We start from the raw sequence: 19,484 nt of genomic DNA, 5'->3' as shown, positions 1-19,484 counted from the left end.
AGTGCCGCCGTGGTGTGTTCGGCTTCGCTCCGATAGGCGAACCAGGGCAGAAAGAATCGGGTGATGGGGCCGACCGCGGCCGCGTAGAGCACTGTGCCGACGCCCACACTCCCGCTGAGCGACCAGCCCAGGACCAGAACGGTGATCTCGATCGAGGTCCGGATGAGCCGTGCTCGCCGAGGGGCTGCCGGCCTCCTCCGCCACCCGGCGGCCGAACTGGGTGGCCTGAAAGCACGTCGCGGCCGGGCCGGCGGGAGGTCGGCCGACGGCGGCCGTCGGGCTCCCCTTGTTGCGGCGTAAACACCATCCCGATCAAGGAATGTTCAGGGTGACCGTGCCGGTCGACATCGTTTGACGTCGTGATGTGAGCGTCCGGGCCGGTCTGCACACTCCGGCGCTGCTCACTTTGAAATCGTCGGATTGTCCATCCCGCAACTATGAAGCCCCATGCCGCCCAGGACGGGACCACCTATAGCGTCACCCGTACACAGCGGGTCATCTCCCCCCGAACAACCCTGCGGCATCCGATGGAGCACTGTTGAGCGACGAGGTACGCCCCCTCCCCGCGGCGAGCACAGGCGCGGTGAGCACAGGCGCGGTGAGCGCCCTGGTCCGAGACGCGGGCACGGGCGTGCGGCTGACCGTCACCTGGAACGACGAGGTCGTCCTCGACGAGGTCCCGCTCGGGTTCGCGGTCGACGGCACAGACCTCGGCGTCGACGCGCGACTCGTGCACGTCTCGGACCGTACGGTGCGCGACCGGATCAGGCTCCGCTCCGGCAAGGCCGCCGGCGACCATGACTACGAGCACCGCGAGCGCGTTCACACCTTCCGCGAGGCCTCCGGCGTCGAATGGCAGCTCATCCTCCGCACGGCGCGCGACGGCGTGGCGATCCGCTACGCGATGCCCGCGCTCGACGGGACGGCCCGCGTCACGGCTGACCGCACCGCCGTCACGCTTCCCGCCGGGTCGAGGAGCTGGGTGCTCGACTACCAGACCTGGTACGAGACGCCCCGCTTCGGCGCGGACGCCGCTGAGCTGCCGAGCGGCGCGTACGGCTTCCCGTACCTCGCCCGGCTCGACGCGGCGACCCACCTCCTGATCACCGAATCGGGAATCGACGGCCGGTTCGCCGGCGCGCACGCCGAAGTGGGCGAGCCCGGCGCGGACGGTGGCCGGACCTTGCGGTTCACCCTCGCCGACGACGCCGTCGAGGTCGCCCGAGGGGTCGTCACGCCGTGGCGCGTCTTCCTCGTCGGCGGGCTGCGCGAGCTCGTGTCCTCACTGCTCGTCGAGGAACTGGCTCCGGCCGCCTCTCCCGAGCTTGACGACGCGGAGTGGGTACGGCCGGGGCGCGCGGCCTGGTCGTGGTGGTCGGACTTCTACTCGGGCGCGCAACTGGGCAAGCAGCGGCACTTCGTCGACGTCGCCGCCGACCTCGGCTGGGAACACCTGCTCATCGACTGCGGATGGGAGGAGACCTGGGTACCGGAGATCGTCGCCTACGCGAGCCGGCGCGGAATCCAGGTGCACCTGTGGACCATCTGGCGCGACCTCAACAGCCCGGAGGACCTCAGGAAGCTGGCCTTGTGGCGCTCGTGGGGCGTCGCCGGGATCAAGGTCGACTTCATGGAGTCGGAGTCGAAGGACCGCTACCGCTGGTACGACACGATCCTCGCGGAGACCGCACGGCTCGGCCTCATGGTGAACTTCCACGGATCGGTCATCCCGCGCGGCTGGGCACGCACGTTCCCCCAGGTCATCGGGTACGAGGCGATCCGCGGTGCCGAATACTACGTGTTCTTCGAGAACCAGGCGCTCACCGCGTCCCACAACGTGATCCAGCCGTTCACCCGCAACGTCGTCGGGGCGATGGACGCCACGCCGGTCGCGTTCGGCGCCGCGAACCGGACGACGAGTGACGGGCACGAGCTCGGGTTGTCGGTGGCGTTCGAAGCGGGCATCACCCACTTCGCCGACCACGTCGACGCCTACGCCTCACGTCCCCTCGCGGCCCGGTTCCTCGCGGAGCTGGCCCCGGTCTGGGACGAGACCGTCCTGCTGGCCGGCGACCCCGACAGCCACGCGGTCGTCACCCGCCGCTCCGGCGACCGGTGGTTCGTCGGCGGCATCGCCACAGGCGAGGCGCGAGCCGTCCGGGTGCCGCTCGACGCGCTCGGGGCCGGGCCCGACGCCCAGGTCTGGGTCGTCGGCGACGCGGCGCCGTCGACCGGGGAGGTGCCCGCGACCGGACTCGCGGAGACGACCACCACCGCGACCGACGCGATCGACGTGGCGGTCGCCAGGGACGGCGGCTTCGTCGCGATCGTGGCGCCCGCCGGCACGGACCTGTTCCGGGCCGCGCCCCGTCCGCGTCATCCCGCGCCGGTCGCGGACCCGCCCGTCGCCGAGATCGGGGCGGACGGGACCGCGTCGCTGACGACCGACCCCGACGCCCGGCTGCGCCTGCCCACGGGATGGTCCGCCGAGCGAGTCGGCGAGACCGGCTGGGCCGTACGCCCCGACCGTTCGCTGCGGCCCGGGCGGCTCGGCGTCGTCACGGTCGAGCGGGACGGCGACGGCGTGGTCCCCGTCGTCGCGCACGCGCGGGTCGTGCGCTCTCTGACTCCCGGCGAGCACGCCTTGCCGGACCTGCCGATGATCGCGTTCGTCAACGACGACGGCCCCGTCGAACGCGACCAGTCGAACGGCGCCGGCAACCCCGGCGACGGCCGTCCCATGCGCGTCGCGGACCAGGAGTTCGAACGCGGCCTCGGCACGGCGCCGTACTCCGAGGCGATCTTCCACCTCGGCGGGCGCGCCGAGACGTTCACCGGCGCCGTGGGCGTCGACGACGAGTCGGCCGGGCGGGCCGGGGTCGCCGTCCTCGCGGACGGCCAAGAGATCTTCACCGCCGTCGTCGAGGCGGGCAAGCCCGTCACGGCCTTCTCCCTGGAGGTCCGAGGTGTACGGACCCTGTGCCTGCGCAGCGAGGCCGTGACTCCTGACGACACCGGCGTGCACGTCGACTGGGTCGACACCGCGGTTCACGTCACATCCGTCAGCGGATGACCCCCCTGTGCCGGTCCCGCACGACCGGCCCGCAACAAGATCAGAGGAACACCATGAAGCGCAAGTGGATAGCCGCCACGGCGATGGCCGTGACGGCCGGCCTCCTCACCGCCTGCTCGGGCGGATCCGGGGACACGCCGACGAACGAGAAGGTCACCCTCACGTACGCGAACTGGAGCGAGGACCAAAGTCCCGCCATGAAGCAGATCGCGGCCGAGTTCGAGAAGACGAACCCGAACATCACCATCAAGGTGCAGACCCTGCCGTGGCCCGAATACTGGTCGACGCTCCAGGTCGGCGCCGCGGGCGGCACCGCGCCGGACGCGTTCTGGATGCTGGCCGACCACTTCCGCGAGTACGCGAAGGGCGGCCAGCTGCTCGACCTGTCGGACACCGTCAAGTCCAACAAGATCGACATGAGCGTCTACCCGAAGCCCGTGTCCGACTCCTACACCTACGAAGGCAAGATCTTCGCGCTGCCGAAGGACTTCGACACCAACGGCCTCTGGTACAACAAGGCGCTCTTCGACGCCGCGGGCGTCAAGTACCCCGATGACTCGTGGACCTGGCAGGACGTCCAGGACGCGGCCAAGAAGCTGACCGACTCCAAGAAGGGCGTGTGGGGCATCGCGGCCCCGATCGACTCGCAGGGCGGCTTCTACAACACGATCCTGCAGGCCGGCGGCAACATCATCAACCCGGAGGGCACCGCGTCCGACTTCGCGAGCCCGGCGGGGATCGCCGGTCTGAAGTTCTGGACCGACCTCCAGGCGGCGGGCGCGTCGCCGACGCTGAAGCAGCTGTCGGACACCGAGGCGGTCTCGATGTTCGAAAACCAGAAGGTCGCCATGTACACCTCCGGCGCGTACTGGGCCCTGCGGTTCTACAAGAACCCCGACCTGAAGGACAAGGTCGACGTCGCTCCCCTGCCGCAGGGCGTCAAGCGCGCCACCGTCACCAGCGGCATCGGCAACGCCGGATACGCGGGGAGCAAGCACCCCGAGGAGCTCAAGAAGTTCCTCGCCTTCCTCGGCGGGACCAGGGCGGCCGAGATCCAGGCGGCCACGGGAACGGTGCTGCCCGCCTACCAGGGCACGCAGAAGCCGTGGCTCGACTCGATGCCCGAGTTCCACCTGCAGGTGTTCATCGACGCCATCGACTACAGCGTCCCGCTCCCGGTCGCGGGCAACGCGTCCGAGTGGCAGGGCCTGGCCCCGCAGTTCCTGACCCCCGCGTGGGACGGCAAGAAGCCCGTCGAGCAGGCGGCGAAGGAGTACCAGGACGCCGTCGACCAGGTGCTCGCCAAGCAATGACGAACGTCGCGACGAAGCCAGTGCGGCGGCCGGTCGGCCGCCGCACAGGCGTCAGCAAGCCCAGCGGGTGGTGGGGGCTCGCGTTCATCGCCCCCGCGACGATCGGCCTGGTCGCGCTCTACGTGTGGCCGTTCCTGTCCACGCTGCTCAAGAGCTTCCAGGACGTGCCGGCGTTCGGGCCCGCCACCTTCGTGGGGCTGGAGAACTACACCACCCTCATCGGTGACGGCGACTTCTGGAAGGCGTTCCAGAACTCCGCGCTCTACACGCTGATCATCCTGCTCGGCATACCCCTGGCCGTCGTGCTCGCGGCGCTCATCGAGCAGGTCGGCCGAGGCCGCGCGATCTACCGGGTGCTGTTCTTCCTGCCGGTCGTCACCCTGCCCGTCGCCATCGGCATGGTCTGGCGCTTCATCTACAACGGCGACTTCGGGCTTCTCAACTACGTGCTGTCGTGGTTCGGGATCGACGGCCAGTTCTGGGTGGCCGATCCGCGGTTCACGATCTACGCGTTCGGCGTGGTCGGCATCTGGATGGGCCTCGGCATCAACCTGATCATCCTCGGCGCCGGTCTGCAGGCCATCCCGAAGGCCCTCTACGAGGCGTCCTCCCTGGACGGCGCCGGCCGCGTACGGCAGTTCTTCCACATCACCGTGCCGCTGCTCAGCCCGAGCATCTTCTTCGTGACGATCCTCAGTGTGATCGCCGCCCTGCAGATGTTCGACCTGCTGTTCATCATGTTGCGCGGGGTGAACAACACGGCCCTCACCGACTCCAAGACGATCGTGTACCTGTTCTACGAGAAGGCGTTCGTCCAGTTCGACCAGGGCTACGGCGCCGCGATCGCGATCGTGCTCCTCATGGTGATCATGATTGCGACGGCACTCCAGTTCCGTCTGCAGAGATCCTGGGTCTTCTATGGCTGAGTCCACCGTCCGCCGCACGTCAGGCCCCCGTCGAGGGGGCAGAGCAGGCGCCACCTGGCCGATCCACGTGCTCCTCGTCGTCGCGGTCGTCTTCATGGTGGTGCCGTTCGTCTGGCAGCTCCTCACCGTCTTCAAGACGACCGCCGAGGTGACCAGGGTCCCGCCGACGATCCTGCCCGCGGATTTCAGCCTGCACTCGTTCGAGACGTTCTTCTCGACCGTGCCGTTCTGGTCGATGTTCGCGGTCTCCGCCGGTTCGCTGGTCCTGCGCGTCGCCGGCCAGATCGTGGTGGCCGCGCTCGCCGGCTACGCGTTCGCGCGTATCCCGTTCCCCGGCAGCAGGGTGCTGTTCGGCCTGTTCATCGTCATGCTGATGGTGCCGAGCCAGCTCTTCCTCATCGGGCAGTTCCAGCTCATCCGCGACCTGCAGCTGCTGGACACCCTCCCGGCGCTCGCCATCCCCGGCCTCTTCTCGGCCTTCGGCACGTTCCTGATGCGGCAGGCCTTCCTCACGATGCCGGGCGACTACGAGGAGGCGGCCCGGCTCGACGGCGCCAACACCTTCCAGGTGTTCTGGTACGTCATGCTGCCCATGGCGCGGCCGATGCTCGCCGCCCTCGCGGTGCTGACCGGCCTTTACTCGTGGAACGACCTGCTGTGGCCGCTCATCGTCTCGCCCTCGGGGGAGAACCGGCCGCTGCCGGTGGGCCTCGCGGGACTGCAAGGACAGTTCGGTACGGACTACCCGACCCTCATGGCGGGTGCGCTCGTGTGCTCGATACCTCTCGTGATCGTCTTCCTGGTACTGCAGCGGCAGTTCTTCGCAGGCATCGCGAGCAGCGGACTCAAGGGATGACAGGAAAGTGAACACACCGATCCACCTGCGCTCCGGAGGCACCAGCCTCGTCGTCGCCGTCGACGGAGGCCGGCTTCCACGCATCCTGCACTGGGGGCCGGATCTCGGCGCGCTCGGGGACGACGCCCTGGCGGACCTGCAGCGGGCGGCGCTTCCCGCCATCGGCGACAGCGCGGTGACCTATCCGCAGCCCGTCCCGGTGCTCCCGCAACTGGCGGAGGGCTGGCTCGGCCGTCCGGGCCTGGTCGGGGACACCGGCGGACGCCGCTGGGCCCCGAAGTTCCGGGACGCGGAGCACGAGGTCGCCGACACGGACGACGGGCCAGTGCTCCGCACCACGGCACTCGACCCCGAGTACGGCCTCGCCGCCGAGTTCGAGATCCAGGTGCTCGCCGCGAGCGGGCTCGTCCGCCAGCGGGCCGCCATCAGGAACGACACGGCCGAGCCGTACCGGATCGACTCCCTCGAGCTGGCGCTGCCCGTGCCGCCGGAGGCGTCGGAGATCCTCGACCTCACCGGCCGCTGGGCGCTCGAGCGGGTCCCGCAGCGGCGGCCGTTCCACGTGGGGGAGTGGGCCAGGGCCTCACGGGGAGGCAAGCCGGGGCTCGAGCACACGCTGCTGGTGGTCGCCGGTGAGGCCGGGTTCGGGTTCCGCGAGGGCATGGTCTGGGGGACGCATCTCGCGTGGAGCGGCAACCAGGTGCTCGCCGCCGAGCGGGTGCCGGCGGACACGAGGCACCTCACGGCGGGGGAGGTGCTCCTGCCGTCCGAGGTGGTGCTCGGCCAGGGCGAGTCGTACCGGAGCCCCTGGCAGTACGGCTCCTGGGGAGTCGGGCTCGACGACCTCGCCGCGCGGTTCCACCGGCACCTGCGGTCGCGGCCGCAACACCCCAGCTCGCCCCGGCCCGTGGTGCTGAACACGTGGGAGGCGGTCTACTTCCACCACGACCTCGACACCCTGACCGCGCTCGCCGAACGCGGAGCGCAGGCAGGCGCCGAACGGTTCGTCCTCGACGACGGATGGTTCCTGGGCCGCCGCGACGACACCAGTTCGCTCGGCGACTGGACGGTCGACCCGGACGTCTGGCCCGCCGGTCTCGAGCCGCTCGTCACCCGGGTGCGCGAACTCGGCATGGACTTCGGGCTCTGGTTCGAGCCGGAGATGGTCAACCTCGACTCCGACCTTGCCCGCGAGCACCCGGAATGGATCTTCGACGGCGGGCACGGCCCCGGCCTCCCCTCCCGTCACCAGCATGTGCTGGACCTCGGGCACCCCGGCGCGTACGCGTACCTGTTCGAGCGGATGAGCGACCTCATCGGGACGCTCGGCATCGCCTACATCAAGTGGGACCACAACCGGTACCTGCTCGACGCCGGCCACACGCCCGACGGCCGGCCGGGGGTCCGCAGGCAGGTCGAGCAGGCCTACCGGCTGATGGCGGAGCTCAAGGCCGCCCACCCCGGACTGGAGATCGAGTCGTGCGCCAGCGGCGGCGGACGCGTCGACCTCGGCGTACTCGAGTTCGCCGACCGGGTCTGGCCCAGCGACTGCAACGACCCGCACGAGAGGCTCGAGATCCAGCGCTGGACGGGGTTGCTGGTGCCCCCGGAGATGCAGGGCACGCACATCGGAGCCGAGGAGTCGCACACGACGCACCGGACGCATCCGCTCGACTACCGCGCGGAGAAGGCGCTGTGGGGGCACCTGGGCGTCGAGGTGAACCTGCTCACCGCCGACGACGAGACCCGCGCCGCACTCGCCCGGTGGATCGCCTTCCACAAGGAGCACCGGGCGCTGCTGCACTCGGGCGAGGTCGTCCACGCCGACCTCGCCGACGCGGCGTTCCGGCTGGAGGGAGTGGTGGCGGACGACCGCGGTGAGGCGCTCTACGCGTTCAGCGTCGTCGAGCGGCCGTCGACGTGGCCGCCGGGACGGATCCGCCTGCCCGGGCTCGACGACGAGCGCGACTACACCGTCGAAGCCGTTCACCCCGGGTCCGCGCCCGCGGCCGGCGTCGTGCTCCCGCCGTGGCAGCGCGACGGCGTGACGCTTCCCGGGCGCGTGCTGCGGCTCGTCGGCATCGAGGCGCCCTCGCTGGACGTCGACCGGTCGGTGCTGCTGCGGGTCGTGAGGGCCCCGGAGATGTGAGGGTGCGGCCGCGCCGAAGGGAGGGGCCGCTCCCCGGGCTCAGCCCTTCGCGCGGTTGCGGTACTCGGTGGGGCTGGCCTCGTGCATCCGCTTGAAATGGCGGGAGAAGTAGAACGGGTCGGGGTAGCCCACCTCCCGTGCGATCTTCGCCACCGTCGCGTCCGTCGTGTCGAGGAGGTTGCGTGCCTGCGCCATCCGCAGCGCGGTGTGGTGCGCGAGCACGCCGCCTCCGGTGGCACGGCGGAACAACGCGCTCAGATGAGAGGGGGAGACGCCGACCAGAGCCGCCAGGTCGGCGACCCGGACAGTTCTGTCCAGCCGTTCGGCCAGGTAGGCCATCGCGCGCTGCAGGGGGTCACCGGGCACCGGCATGGTGCGGTCGACCACGATCTGGGTGAGAAGTTTCCACGCGGAGCCGGCCGCGCCCATCAGGCTCGCCGGCGAATGATCCCGTTCAAGTATGGTCACGATCTCGTCGAGCAAGGCGATCGCCCGATCGAGGCGGCCGATCGGGATCACGGGTCTGGACGCGCCCGCCCCGATCTCCTCGATGAGCTCCGTCAGGTCGGCGCCTCGTAAGTGGCACCACCAGATCGTCCAGGGATTGTCGGCGGACGCGCCGTACGCGTGCGGGACGCCGTGGGGGATCACCAAGGCCGTGTTGGCTCCGACGCGGTGCTGGGTCCCCCCGATGTTCGCCCACCCCGTGCCGGCCGTGCACAGGATGAGGATGGTCTCCTCGATGCCGCCCAGCCTTTTCATCAGGTGGTCCGCGGCGTTCGGATAGTAGCCGGTGTCGGTGACCATGAGGCGCCTGGTCACCGGGCGGGAGCTCGCCTCGGCGACGACCCGGCGCGGCACGACGGTCAGCCGCTGGTTGCGGAAGCCCTCCTGCATCGGCATCGGCCCAGTATGGCAGAAATCAGCGAATCGTCCAGGTGAGGGCGAACATCGGACATTCCCCGTCGTCACCCGCGGGTGTTGACTTGGTCGCGACGTATGACGACGACGCCCGGCCTCACCCGTGCTCATGGGAGAGCGTTCCCGGGCGTCACTCACCATCGGGGACAACGTGCAGACAATGGGACGCGGACTGCTGTCCGGAAAGGTCGCCGTGGTGACCGGCGCGGCCTCGGGCATCGGCGCCGCGGTCGTGGACCGATTCCTCGCCGAGGGCGCCCACGTGATCGCCGTGGACGTCGCCGCGCAGACCTCCGACCGGCTGGGCGTGCGGGCGGTCACCGGCGACGTGTCGGACGCCGCGACCTGGCGGCGGATCGTGAAGGTGGCGCGGGCCGAGTTCGGCCGGCTGGACGTGCTCCACAGCAACGCCAGCGTGGTGGTCCGGGCGCCCGTGCACGAACTGGCCGAGGACGACTGGGACCGGCAGATCGCGGTCAACCTCAAGGCGGCGTACCTGGCGGTCAACGCCTGCGTCGGGCTCCTGCGGGAGAGCCGGGGCTCCGTCGTCCTGAGCTCCTCCGTCCACGCGCTGTTCGGCCTGCCCGGGCATCCCGCCTACGCCGCCGCCAAGGGCGGCCTCGTGTCGCTCGGCCGCCAGCTCGCGGTGGAGTACGGCCCCGACGTGCGGGTCAACACCGTGCTTCCCGGGCCGATCCTCACCCCCGTCTGGGACGGGATCGGCGAGGAGGACCGCCTGCGCAGCGTGGCGGGCACCGCCGCCGGCCGTTTCGGCCGGCCCGACGAGGTGGCGGCCGCGGTCACCTTCCTCGCCTGCGAGGAGAGTTCGTACGTCACCGGGGCGTGCCTGCTGGTGGACGGCGGATGGAGCGCGGTGAAGGACTCCGCCTGACCGTGTCGCTCAGGTGAGGCGCGTGCGCGCCCTGATGGGAGAGCCGATGTTTTCGATCCCGTTGCGCCCCCGATTCGATCTGGCGCTGGGTGGCAGATGGACGTCCCTCGCCGGCGGCGGCCGCGAGTGGCTGTGGTCGCGTCCCGATCCGGAGCGGGCGACGGTCGTTCCCGGTGCGGCCTTCGTCGACGCGGGCGGCCTGGAGGAGTGCCTGCCCACGGTGCGCGGGCTGCCCGACCACGGCGACGTGTGGAGCCGCCCATGGAACGGCTCCGCCGCCGAGAGCTCCGTACAAGGTGAGGGTTTCGAGCTGCTGCGCAAGGTCTCCGACGAGGCCGGGACGGTGGTGGCGACCTACCGCATGTCGGCCGACCCCGGACACGCGTTCGTCTGGGCCGCCCACGCCCTGCTCGACCTCGGGGAGGACGCCCGGCTCGTCGCGCCTTCCGGCACCCCGGTCAGGGTGTTCCCCGAGGCCGAGCCGATGCTCGGCCGTCCCTGGCCCGCCGGCGCCCCCCACGCCGAGGGCCGCTGGCCTGAGCCGCTCGGACTGCCGCTCGACCGGTTCGGGCCGTATGACGGCACCGCGGTGGGAGCGGTGCTCAGATGCGACGCCGTACGCGTGACGGACGGGACCGACGTGCTCGACATGCGCGTCGAGGCGCCTGACGGGGTTCCGGTCTCGGTCGCCCTGTGGCGCAACCTCGGCGGATTCCCCGATCACGCTCCGTACCGCAGCGTCGGCGTCGAGCCCATGCTCGGCGCGGTCTTCGACCTGGCGGAGGCGGGACCGGGGGACGCCGCGGTGGTCCCCGCCTCCGGCGAGCTGACGTGGCGGCTCGTCCTGGCCGCGGGACGGCTGAGCGGGTGAACCGTCCGCCGCCCGGACCGCTCCGGCCCGGGCAGCGCCTACCGGGGAACGGTCCGGTTCACTGGAAGAGGTTGTTGACCTCGGTGTTGACGGCGGGCAGCGCGGTGGAGGCGTCGGCTTTGCCGAGCATGACGCTCTCATAGGCGGCCAGGACGAGCTGCTCGACCTTCGCGGCGTTGTCGGTGATCGGATAGAGGAAGGTGCCCTGCGGGTCGTTGGCCTCGTCGACGAAGGCGCTGACGTCTCGCCCCGCCGCCTTGTGCGCGGCCAGGGCCTTGTCGGCCGAGGTGGTGATCGCGGGGAAGACCACCGCGTTCTGCGCGATCAGGTCCTGGCATTCGGCCGAGCCGAGGAAACGGACCCACTTCCAGGCCTCATCCTTGTGCGGGGTGCCGGCGTAGATCGAGTCCGCCAGGCCGTTGATCATCGTCTTGCGTCCCTGCGGGCCGACGGGCAGCGGCGCGAACGCGAAGTCCTTGCCCCAGCTGGAGATGGTCCAGGAGCCCGTGGTGACCATGGCGGCCTTGCCCGCCTCCATCATCGGGGTGACGCCGAGCTTGCCGGCCTGGTCGTAGGGCGGCATGTAGCCCTTCTTGATCAGCCCGGCGTACCAGTTGATCGTCTCGGCCAGCTTGGGGTCGTCGTAGTTGTAGTGGGAGCCGAAGGGGTTCTTGTCGGTGAAGACGAAGCCGTCGCTGGCCGCGAAGTGGCTCCACTGGCCCTGGCCGTAGGCGCCGCCTCCCGTCTCCAGCGCCAGGCCGTAGGTCTTGACGTCGTTCTTGTCGAAATCGGGGTCCAGGCCGTTGCGGCCCTTGCCGTCGACGGTGAGCTTGGCGACCGCCTTCTCGAAGTCGCCGCCGTCGGTGGGGTTCCACGTCCAGGTGGCGAACTCTTTGGGGTCGATCCTGGCCTTGGCCACCTGCTCGGTGTTGTAGACGACCGCGATCGTGTCCCAGTCCTTGGGCAGGCCGTACCTCTTGCCGTCGCGCACCCAGAGGTCGGCCAGGCCCTTCTGGTAGACCGACAGATCGAGCTTGTCCTTGTCGACGAACGGCTGGATGTCCATGACCTGGTTGTTCGCGGCCAGTTCGGGATAGCGGGACAGGTGGTCGGTGAACACGTCGGGCGCGTCGCCCGCGACCAGCTTGGCGGTGAGGTCCGTCCAGTACTGGTCCCAGCCGGACTGGGTGATCTTGATGGAGATGCCGGGGTTCTTCGCCTGGAAGGCGTCGGCGCACTGCTGGTAGGCGGGCTGCTGTCGGTCGTCCCACAACGCGTAGGTGAGCGTGACCTTCCCGTCGGCCGCGGGCGTCTCCGAGCCGCCGCCACCACAGGCGGCGACGGTGAGAGTGCTGAGGGTGAGCATGGTCGCGAACAGGGTGCGACGGGAGGTCTTCATGGTCTCTCCAGGGGGTTACTTGATGCCGGTGAAACGGATCGAATCGACCAGTCGGCGGCCGAAGAGGATGAGCAGCAGGAGGACGGGCAGGACGGCGAGGGTGGCGCCGGCCATGAGACCGGCCCAGTCGGGGGTGGCGTTCGGCGTCTGCTGCTGGAAGATCGCCATGGCCGTGGTCAGCACCCGGACGTTCTCCTGCTTGGCGATCAGCAGCGGCCACAGGAACTCGTTCCAGGTCTGCACCGCGGTGATGATGGCCAGGGTGAGCAGCGGGCCCTTGTTCATCGGCACGACGACCTGCCAGAAGATGCGCCAGCGGCTCGCGCCGTCGAGCCCGGCCGCCTCCTCGATCTCGCCGGGGACGCTGAGGAAGAACTGGCGCAGGAAGAACACCGCGAACGGGGTCATGAAGAAGTACGGCGCGACCAGGCCCCAGAAGGTGTTGACTCCGCCGAGGCTCTTGATGAGCACGAAGTTGGGCAGGACGGTGAAGATCGGCGGGATCATCATCGTGCTGAGGAACAGGTAGAACAGCACGTCGCGGCCGCGGAAGCGCAGTCGGGCGAAGGCGTAGGCGGCCATCGCGCTGAACGTGACCTGCCCGGCGACGACGGCCGCGGCGAACAGCACCGAGTTCTGCAGGTAGCGCCAGAAGTCCATGCTGGCCGCGGTGCCGCCCGCGGCTCTGGCCTCCTCGGGGGAGGCCAGCCCGAGGACCCGCTCGAAATTGATCGGAGTCGGGTGGTCGGGAAGCAGCGAGTAACTGCCGTCGAACAGGTTCGCGTTGCCGGTCAGCGCCGTGCGGAGCATCCACCAGAAGGGAAACAGAGTGATCGCGAGCGCTGCGAGGAGACCCGCCCAGGCGAGCAGGCGGGCTGGGTTTTTCCGCATGGTTCCGCCTAGGCGAGATCTGAGGTCGAGGCGCGCAGCAGCCGCATCTGCAGCAGGGTCAGCGCGACGAGGAACAAGATGAGGAAGACCGACATCGCTGAGGCGTAGCCGAATTCGAACTGTGTGAAGGCCTTCTCGTAGATGTAGTAGTAGATGACCCGGGACGCGTTGACCGGCCCGCCCTCCGTCGTCACCGCCACGGTGTCGAAGATCTGGAACGAGCCGATCAGGGAGACGACGAGGACCAGCGCGAGCACCGGGCGCAGCAGCGGCAGAGTGATCTGACGGAACATCCGCCATTCGCCGGCGCCGTCGATCCTGCCGGCCTCATAGAGGTGCCTGGGGATGAGCTGCATGCCGGCGAACAGCAGCAACGCCGTGTAGCCGACGTGGCGCCAGGTGTTGATCGAGGCGACGGTGAGGATGCTCTGGTCGGGGCTGAACAGGAAGCCCTGTTTGGCCAGCCCGATCTGCTCCATCACGTGGTTGACGAAGCCGACGTTGGCATCGAGCAGCCACATCCACAGCAGGGCGATCGTGACGTTCGGCACCAGCCACGGCAGCAGCACCATCGCCCTGATCATGACCGATCTGGTCAGCCGTTCCATCAGTACGGCGAGGCCCAGGGCGAGAACGGTCTGCGTGGCGACGTTGAAGACGACGTAGACGCCGGTGACCTTGAGCGCGTTCCAGAACACCCGGTCGCCCAGCATCTCGCCGTAGTTGTCCAGCCCGACGACGTCCGGGTCGGACAGCAGGTTGTAGTCGGTGAAGCTGAACCACAGGCCGCGCACGGTCGGCACCAGGTAGAAGGCGGCGAACCCGAGCAGCGCGGGCGCGAGGAAGACCAGCGCGATCCTGCCGTGACCACGCTGCCACGACGGCCCCGCCCGCCGTGCCGTACGGCGTCGGAGTGGCCGCTCCAGGATGGTGGCGGCCATCACGCCTCCTCGCAGATCTCGATGTCGAGGCCGGCCTCGCGGCACTCGGCCACCGCCTGGGCGTCGGCGGAGGCGCCGGTCAGCAGCAGGTCCGCCTCGTCGATCGGGCAGATGGGGGCCAGTTCGACGCGGCCCAGCTTGGAGCCGTCGGCCACGAACATCCGGCGGCCCGCCGAGCGGATCATGGCCTGCTTGAGCTCGGCCTCGGGAAGGTTGAGGTTGGTGAAGCCGGTCCTGGGGTGGACTCCGTTGCAGCCCAGGAAGAGGGTGTCGGCGTTGATCTGGGCCAGCATGCCCACCCCCAGGGGGTTGACCAGGGAATGTTGCAGCGGGCGCAGGGTGCCGCCGGTGACGATCACGGTGAAGCGGGGGATCGCCCGCTCCAGCTCCAGCGCGATCGCCAGGCCGTTGGTGAAGATCACCACATCACGTAGGTCGGCGCGCTCGACGAGTGCCCTGGCCACCGCCATCGTCGTGGTGCCGGCCTCGAGGATCACGCTCTCGCCCGAGGTGATGAGCTGCGCGGCGGCCCGGCCGATGAGTGTCTTCTCCGTGGCGGAGGCGTCCATCGCGTCCTCGAAGGAGGACTCGATGAGGCCGCCCGCCCGGCTGGCGGGCAGTGCGCCGGGCCGCGCGTCGGCGAGTGCCCCGCCGCGCACCCGTTTGAGCCTGCCCTGCTTCTCCAGGAAGTCGAGATCGGCGCGGACGGTGACCCTGGAGATGCCGAACGCCTCGGCCAGATCGCCGATCCGGACGAAAGTGCGGTCGGCGACCAGTGCGGCGATGCGTTCGCGGCGTCCTTCGGTAGGGACGCCCTCAGGCTCGGGAACCATGGCGCCATGCTGCTAACACTTTCCAAACCTTGTCAATCGGCAATTTGTAACGCTTGCGAAACGCAAGATCCTTTCTGTTTGGAAAGGAATGGTTTCCCATTGACAAGCTCGTCCGCGTTCCTCACCATGAGCGACGTCGGACGTCGTGAAGGGGAGAACGTGACACTCGGGGCAACGGTCAGACTGCCGGTCGAGGACGGCGAGCACTGGTGGGGCGGCGCCGTGGCGGACGGCATCGAGATGCCGTTCACCGACGGTTACCGTGCCGACCTGCGGGACCTGGGCGGCAACCAGGGCATGCCGATGCTCCTGTCGAGCAAGGGGCGCTACATCTGGTCCGATCGGCCGTTCGCGATCGAGATGTCCGCCGGCGAGCTGCTGCTGCGCGCCGACGTGTCCGCGGGCATCATCGTCGGCGGCGGCCACGGCGACCTGCCGGGGGTCTACCGGCACCTGGTCGAGGAACGGTTTCCGCCCGACGGGCGGATGCCCGACCCGCTCCTGTTCACCGCGCCGCAGTACAACCTGTGGATCGAGACCCTCTTCGAGCCGACCCAGCACAACGTGCTCTCCTACGCCCAGGCCGTGCTGGACCACGGGTTCCCGCCCGGCATTCTGATGATCGACGACCGCTGGCACGAGGAGTACGGCCAGTGGACCTTCCACAGCGGCCGCTTCCCCGACCCGGCGGCGATGGTGGCCCGGTTGCACGAGATGGGCTTCAAGGTGATGTTGTGGCTGGTGCCCTACGTCACGCCCGACTCGCAGGTTTTCCGCAGGCTGCGCGACGACGACCTGCTGATCCGCGACCGGCGCGGACGCCCCGCGATCGGCGAGTGGTGGAACGGGTTCGGCGCGGCGCTCGACCTGCTCAAGCCCGACGCGCTCCGATGGCTCTCGGGAGAACTGAGAAGGCTGCGCCAGGACGTCGGCGTGGACGGATTCAAGTTCGACGGCGGTGAGGCGGCCTTCTACGCCGACCTCGGATGCCCCGATCCGCAGGCGTACACGATCGCCTGGAACCGGTTCGGCCTGCCGTACCCCCTCAACGAGTTCCGCGACGCGTGGCTCGCGGCGGGACTGCCGCTGGCCCAGCGCCAGCGCGACAAGCACCACGCGTGGGACGGCCGCGACGGGCTGGCAAGCCTCATCCCGAACGCGCTGGCCCAGGCGCTCACCGGGCACGCCTACACCTGTCCCGACATGATCGGCGGCGGTGAGTACCAGTCGTTCGGCAGCGCCGACTTCGATCCCGAGCTGTTCGTCCGCTACGCGCAGGCTTCCGCGCTGTTCCCGATGATGCAGTTCTCCGCCGCGCCCTGGCGGTTGTTGCCCGCTGAGCACCTGGAGCACTGCAGGTCCGCCGCCACCCTGCACGAACGGTTCGGCCCGGAGATTCTCGCACTGGCCAAGGACTCGTCCCGTACGGGCGACCCGATCATGCGGTCACTGGAGTTCGGCTTCCCCGGACAGGGCTACGAGCGGGTCGTCGACCAGTTCATGCTCGGTCCCGACCTCCTGGTGGCGCCCGTCCTGGTCAAGGGCGCCACCTCACGCGACGTCGTGCTCCCGCCGGGCGCGTGGCAGGCCGACGACGGCACCCTCCTGCACGGGCCCGACGTCGTGACCGTCACCGCGCCCCTGTCGCGGCTGCCCTGGTTCCGCCGCCAGGGCTGACGGTCACGCCGTCGATCCGCCGAGGGGCGGCACCCCGCCCGGAGATCACACAGGGGTGTCGCCGAGTGCGCTGTTCGGCGTGCCGAGTCCCGCCTCTCGCGCCCGGACGATCGCCGTGGGCCGATCCACCACCTGCAACTTGGCGAAGATGCTCGACACGTTGTTGCGTATCGTCTTCTCGCTGAGCGCCAGTCGGGCGGCGATGACGGCGTTGGAGTGGCCGGCCGCGATGAGGTCGAGCACGTCGCGCTCGCGGGAGGACAGGGCGGCGAACGGATGGGCTCCGCCGCGCGGGCGTGTCGCGAAGAAGTGCGCCATGCGCGTGGCGAGGGCGGCGCCGAAGATGGCCTCACCGGCGGCGACCGAGGTGATGGCGCGGACGATCTCGTCCGGTGCCGCGCCCTTGAGGATGTAGCCGCGGGCGCCGGCACGCATGGCGGCGAAGACGGACGTGTCGTCCTCCAGCATGGTGAGCATCAGGACGCCGATCCCGGGCTGTCCGGCCAGGATGCGGCGTGTGGCCTCGACACCGCTGGTGCCCGGCATCCGGATGTCCATGAGGATGACGTCGGGCTCGGTCCGGGCGCAGACGGCGAGAGCCTCCTCGCCGTCCTGGGCCTCCCCGGCGAATTCGAGGTGCGGGCTCTCCTCGACGAGCGTGCGCAGCCCGGAGCGGAACATGGGGTGGTCGTCGGCGATCGCGACGCGAATCGGCTTGTCGGCGGTCATTCCGGCTCCAACGGGATCGTGGCACGGACCAGGGTGCCGGTGGGGGTGCGGCGCTCGATCGTGCAGACGCCGCCGAGCTCCGTCGCGCGTTCCCGCATGGACGAGATGCCGACTCCGGCCCGGTACTCCACGGGGAGCCCGGCGCCGTCGTCGGCGACCTCCAGGTGCAGGGCGCCGTCGATGTGGACCAGGACCGTGCACGTGGCGGCGCGGGCGTGGCGGGCGGAATTGGTCATCGCCTCCAGGGCGATCCGATAGGCCGCCACCTCCACGGCGGCGGGCAGGGCCGGAACCGGGTCGGGCCCGTCCACCGTGATCCCGCCCAGCACACGGGCATGTTCGTAGAGCGCGCCGACGAGCCCGAGTTCGTCCAGTGCGGGAGGACGCAGGCCGTAGACGAGGCGGCGCACCTCGGCGACGGCCTGCTGGGTCTGGCTCGTGAGCTCGTCGAGCTGGCTCGTCGCGGCGGCGGGGTCCGTGGTGAGATGCCTGCGCGCGCGTTGCAGCCCGAGGACCATGCCCGCCAGCCCGGGGCCCAGGCCGTCGTGGAGGTCGCGTCGCAGGCGGCGGCGTTCCTCTTCGGTCGCCGCGACGAGCCGTTCGCGGGAGCGGAGCAGGTCAGCGGTGACCGAGACGGCGTGTCCGGCCGCGGCGATCTGGCGGGCGATCCCGGCGAGCAGCCGCCGCTCCTCCGCGGTGAAGGGACCGCCCGCCTCGCGTGGTTCCGCGATGAGGGTTCCGATGGTCTCTCCGGCGAAGACCAGCGGGAACTCCTCGGGCAGAGTTCCCGCTGAACGGCCCGCGGCCGCGACGGTCTCGTCGCCGATCTCGACGGCCACGCGGGGGAGGCGCAACACCTCGCGCACGGTACGCGCGACCGCGGGGAGCACCTCGTCGGAGGCCGCGGCGTCCTCCAACCGGTGGCCGAGCCGTACCAGTGCCTCGTAGGGGCGGTCGCGGTAGCCGTAGACCAGCCTGTTGGCGGCCCGCTGCAGCAGGTCGCGCAGGGGCAGTGCCACCAGCACGGCGACCGCGACGGCCACCGGGTGGCTGACCGTGTCCGACGCGAGCCGCGCCCAACCGGTCGCCACCGCGAGATACACGGCGATCACGGCCGCGGTCAGCGTGCCGTACACCAGGGCTCTGCTGATGACCAGACGGGCGTCGAACAGCCCGTACCGCCGGATGGCGATCCACGCGGTCACTGCGAGGCTCACCATGGCGACCGCTTCGTACGGCAAGGCGTTGATGCTGTCGTCGCCGGCGACGCTGATGGCGATGCAACTCCACCATGATGCGGCGATCAGCCAGGCGGCCGGTGTGACGAGGGCCAGAGCGTCGGCGTGGGCGGTTCGGGCGGCCCTGCGCCTCCGTAGATGGACCGACAGCGCGGCCGCCGTGGCGAGCGGCGCGATCAGGATGATCGTGCCGCCCAGGCCCTGCGCGAAGGCGCCGGCGGGTCCCGGCAGTCCCGTCGGGTTGTCCTGCTCGGGGTAGTCGAGCAGCCCCGGCCCGAAGAGCGTCGAGGCCAGTTGCGCTCCGACGACCGCGGAGCAGGCCCACAACACCGGGCGCCAGCGGCGGGAGGGCAGGCGGCCGTCCGGGAACAACAGGAGGCCGAAGGTCGGCACGACCGCCAGGGCGAACACCCAGGGCCAGCCGTCGAGCCAGCCCGCCAGCCGTGCGCCGGCCAGCGGGACGCCGCGCACGAACGCCGCCTGCGAGTACAGGTACGCCCCGATCACCAGCGGCATCGCGATCCCGGCGGCCAGCAGGATCCAGCCGACGGCGTTGCGCGGCTCCGCCCGCGCCGCCGCGCCGCCCACGATCGGCACGGACAGGAAGCCCACGGCGACGGCCGCGAGCACCAGGTCCATCGCCTCCCGCCGGTAGATCAGCGCGACGGCCACCGCCGCCACAGCCAGGAGACCGGCCAGGGCGACGGCGGTACGCGTGACTGCTACGAGCAGTCTTGATCGGTTCATCGCGACCCATTCATACGTCGCGCGGCGC

At 70.2% G+C, this 19,484-nt stretch carries 15 protein-coding genes; 8 read left to right on the top strand and 7 right to left on the bottom strand.

Annotation, left to right across the window (positions count from 1 at the left end; all coding sequences use genetic code 11):
* Positions 1-538 precede the first annotated feature (538 nt).
* The 5 genes from Pph01_RS07685 to Pph01_RS07665 are packed head-to-tail and all read left to right on the top strand — an operon-like array spanning position 539 to position 8,317.
* Positions 539-3,073 (top strand): glycoside hydrolase family 97 catalytic domain-containing protein, encoded by a 2,535-nt coding sequence (locus Pph01_RS07685; RefSeq protein WP_204072255.1) that lies wholly within the window; start codon positions 539-541, stop codon positions 3,071-3,073.
* 53 nt (positions 3,074-3,126) lie between these two features.
* Positions 3,127-4,386 (top strand): ABC transporter substrate-binding protein, encoded by a 1,260-nt coding sequence (locus Pph01_RS07680; RefSeq protein ID WP_204072254.1) that lies wholly within the window; start codon positions 3,127-3,129, stop codon positions 4,384-4,386.
* A complete protein-coding gene (locus tag Pph01_RS07675) occupies positions 4,383-5,312 on the top strand; it encodes a carbohydrate ABC transporter permease (protein ID WP_204072253.1) in 930 nt (309 codons plus the stop codon). Before Pph01_RS07680 ends, Pph01_RS07675 begins: the two co-directional genes overlap by 4 nt.
* Positions 5,305-6,168: a carbohydrate ABC transporter permease gene (locus Pph01_RS07670; protein ID WP_204072252.1), complete on the top strand. Its 864-nt coding sequence runs from the start codon at positions 5,305-5,307 to the stop codon at positions 6,166-6,168. The genes Pph01_RS07675 and Pph01_RS07670 overlap by 8 nt, the downstream gene beginning before the upstream one ends.
* 7 nt (positions 6,169-6,175) lie before the next feature.
* On the top strand, positions 6,176-8,317 hold the full coding sequence (locus tag Pph01_RS07665; protein ID WP_204072251.1) for an alpha-galactosidase: 2,142 nt from the start codon (positions 6,176-6,178) through the stop codon (positions 8,315-8,317).
* A 39-nt stretch (positions 8,318-8,356) separates the two neighbouring features.
* Here the strand turns inward: Pph01_RS07665 and Pph01_RS07660 are convergent, their stop codons facing one another.
* On the bottom strand, positions 8,357-9,220 hold the full coding sequence (locus Pph01_RS07660; protein WP_204072250.1) for an AraC family transcriptional regulator: 864 nt from the start codon (positions 9,218-9,220) through the stop codon (positions 8,357-8,359).
* 178 nt (positions 9,221-9,398) lie between these two features.
* Here Pph01_RS07660 and Pph01_RS07655 point away from each other — a divergent pair, with 178 nt between their 5' ends.
* On the top strand, positions 9,399-10,130 hold the full coding sequence (locus Pph01_RS07655) for an SDR family NAD(P)-dependent oxidoreductase (protein ID WP_204072249.1): 732 nt from the start codon (positions 9,399-9,401) through the stop codon (positions 10,128-10,130).
* A gap of 46 nt (positions 10,131-10,176) precedes the next feature.
* Positions 10,177-11,001, top strand: a complete 825-nt coding sequence (locus Pph01_RS07650) for a hypothetical protein (protein WP_204072248.1) — start codon at positions 10,177-10,179, stop codon at positions 10,999-11,001.
* 58 nt (positions 11,002-11,059) lie between these two features.
* Here Pph01_RS07650 and Pph01_RS07645 read toward each other — a convergent pair whose 3' ends face one another.
* The 4 genes from Pph01_RS07645 to Pph01_RS07630 are packed head-to-tail and all read right to left on the bottom strand — an operon-like array spanning position 11,060 to position 15,065.
* A complete protein-coding gene (locus Pph01_RS07645) occupies positions 11,060-12,400 on the bottom strand; it encodes an ABC transporter substrate-binding protein (protein WP_204072247.1) in 1,341 nt (446 codons plus the stop codon).
* Between the two features lie 15 nt (positions 12,401-12,415).
* Positions 12,416-13,291 (bottom strand): carbohydrate ABC transporter permease, encoded by an 876-nt coding sequence (locus tag Pph01_RS07640; protein ID WP_204072246.1) that lies wholly within the window; start codon positions 13,289-13,291, stop codon positions 12,416-12,418.
* Between the two features lie 8 nt (positions 13,292-13,299).
* Positions 13,300-14,232, bottom strand: coding sequence for a carbohydrate ABC transporter permease (locus tag Pph01_RS07635; protein ID WP_204072245.1), 933 nt, complete (start codon positions 14,230-14,232; stop codon positions 13,300-13,302).
* Positions 14,232-15,065, bottom strand: coding sequence for a DeoR/GlpR family DNA-binding transcription regulator (locus Pph01_RS07630; RefSeq protein ID WP_204072244.1), 834 nt, complete (start codon positions 15,063-15,065; stop codon positions 14,232-14,234). Before Pph01_RS07630 ends, Pph01_RS07635 begins: the two co-directional genes overlap by 1 nt.
* Before the next feature lie 159 nt (positions 15,066-15,224).
* On the opposite strand from Pph01_RS07630, the gene Pph01_RS07625 reads away from it, so the two are divergent.
* Complete coding sequence (locus tag Pph01_RS07625; RefSeq protein ID WP_204072243.1) at positions 15,225-16,742, top strand: glycoside hydrolase family 31 protein; 1,518 nt, start codon at positions 15,225-15,227, stop codon at positions 16,740-16,742.
* Between the two features lie 45 nt (positions 16,743-16,787).
* Here Pph01_RS07625 and Pph01_RS07620 read toward each other — a convergent pair whose 3' ends face one another.
* Positions 16,788-17,471: a response regulator gene (locus tag Pph01_RS07620; RefSeq protein ID WP_204072242.1), complete on the bottom strand. Its 684-nt coding sequence runs from the start codon at positions 17,469-17,471 to the stop codon at positions 16,788-16,790.
* The gene (locus Pph01_RS07615) at positions 17,468-19,456 is read right to left on the bottom strand and encodes a sensor histidine kinase (protein ID WP_204072241.1); all 1,989 of its coding nucleotides are present in this window, start codon (positions 19,454-19,456) and stop codon (positions 17,468-17,470) included. The genes Pph01_RS07620 and Pph01_RS07615 overlap by 4 nt, the downstream gene beginning before the upstream one ends.
* Positions 19,457-19,484: the final 28 nt, after the last annotated feature.

It is taken from the genome of Planotetraspora phitsanulokensis (assembly GCF_016863295.1).
In the GTDB taxonomy this organism is placed as follows: Bacteria; Actinomycetota; Actinomycetes; order Streptosporangiales; family Streptosporangiaceae; genus Planotetraspora; species Planotetraspora phitsanulokensis.
This window is presented reverse-complemented; position numbering and strand designations above follow the sequence as displayed.

Bases quoted from the DNA above. Each gene is read 5' to 3' on its own strand.
- Pph01_RS07655 (WP_204072249.1), top strand. From the start codon at position 9,399: ATGGGACGCGGACTGCTGTCCGGAAAGGTCGCCGTGGTGACCGGCGCG.
- Pph01_RS07640 (WP_204072246.1), bottom strand. From the start codon at position 13,291: ATGCGGAAAAACCCAGCCCGCCTGCTCGCCTGGGCGGGTCTCCTCGCA.
- Pph01_RS07615 (WP_204072241.1), bottom strand. From the start codon at position 19,456: ATGAACCGATCAAGACTGCTCGTAGCAGTCACGCGTACCGCCGTCGCC.
- Pph01_RS07660 (WP_204072250.1), bottom strand. From the start codon at position 9,220: ATGCCGATGCAGGAGGGCTTCCGCAACCAGCGGCTGACCGTCGTGCCG.
- Pph01_RS07670 (WP_204072252.1), top strand. From the start codon at position 5,305: ATGGCTGAGTCCACCGTCCGCCGCACGTCAGGCCCCCGTCGAGGGGGC.
- Pph01_RS07620 (WP_204072242.1), bottom strand. From the start codon at position 17,471: ATGACCGCCGACAAGCCGATTCGCGTCGCGATCGCCGACGACCACCCC.
- Pph01_RS07680 (WP_204072254.1), top strand. From the start codon at position 3,127: ATGAAGCGCAAGTGGATAGCCGCCACGGCGATGGCCGTGACGGCCGGC.
- Pph01_RS07675 (WP_204072253.1), top strand. From the start codon at position 4,383: ATGACGAACGTCGCGACGAAGCCAGTGCGGCGGCCGGTCGGCCGCCGC.
- Pph01_RS07630 (WP_204072244.1), bottom strand. From the start codon at position 15,065: ATGGTTCCCGAGCCTGAGGGCGTCCCTACCGAAGGACGCCGCGAACGC.
- Pph01_RS07650 (WP_204072248.1), top strand. From the start codon at position 10,177: ATGTTTTCGATCCCGTTGCGCCCCCGATTCGATCTGGCGCTGGGTGGC.
- Pph01_RS07645 (WP_204072247.1), bottom strand. From the start codon at position 12,400: ATGAAGACCTCCCGTCGCACCCTGTTCGCGACCATGCTCACCCTCAGC.
- Pph01_RS07635 (WP_204072245.1), bottom strand. From the start codon at position 14,232: ATGGCCGCCACCATCCTGGAGCGGCCACTCCGACGCCGTACGGCACGG.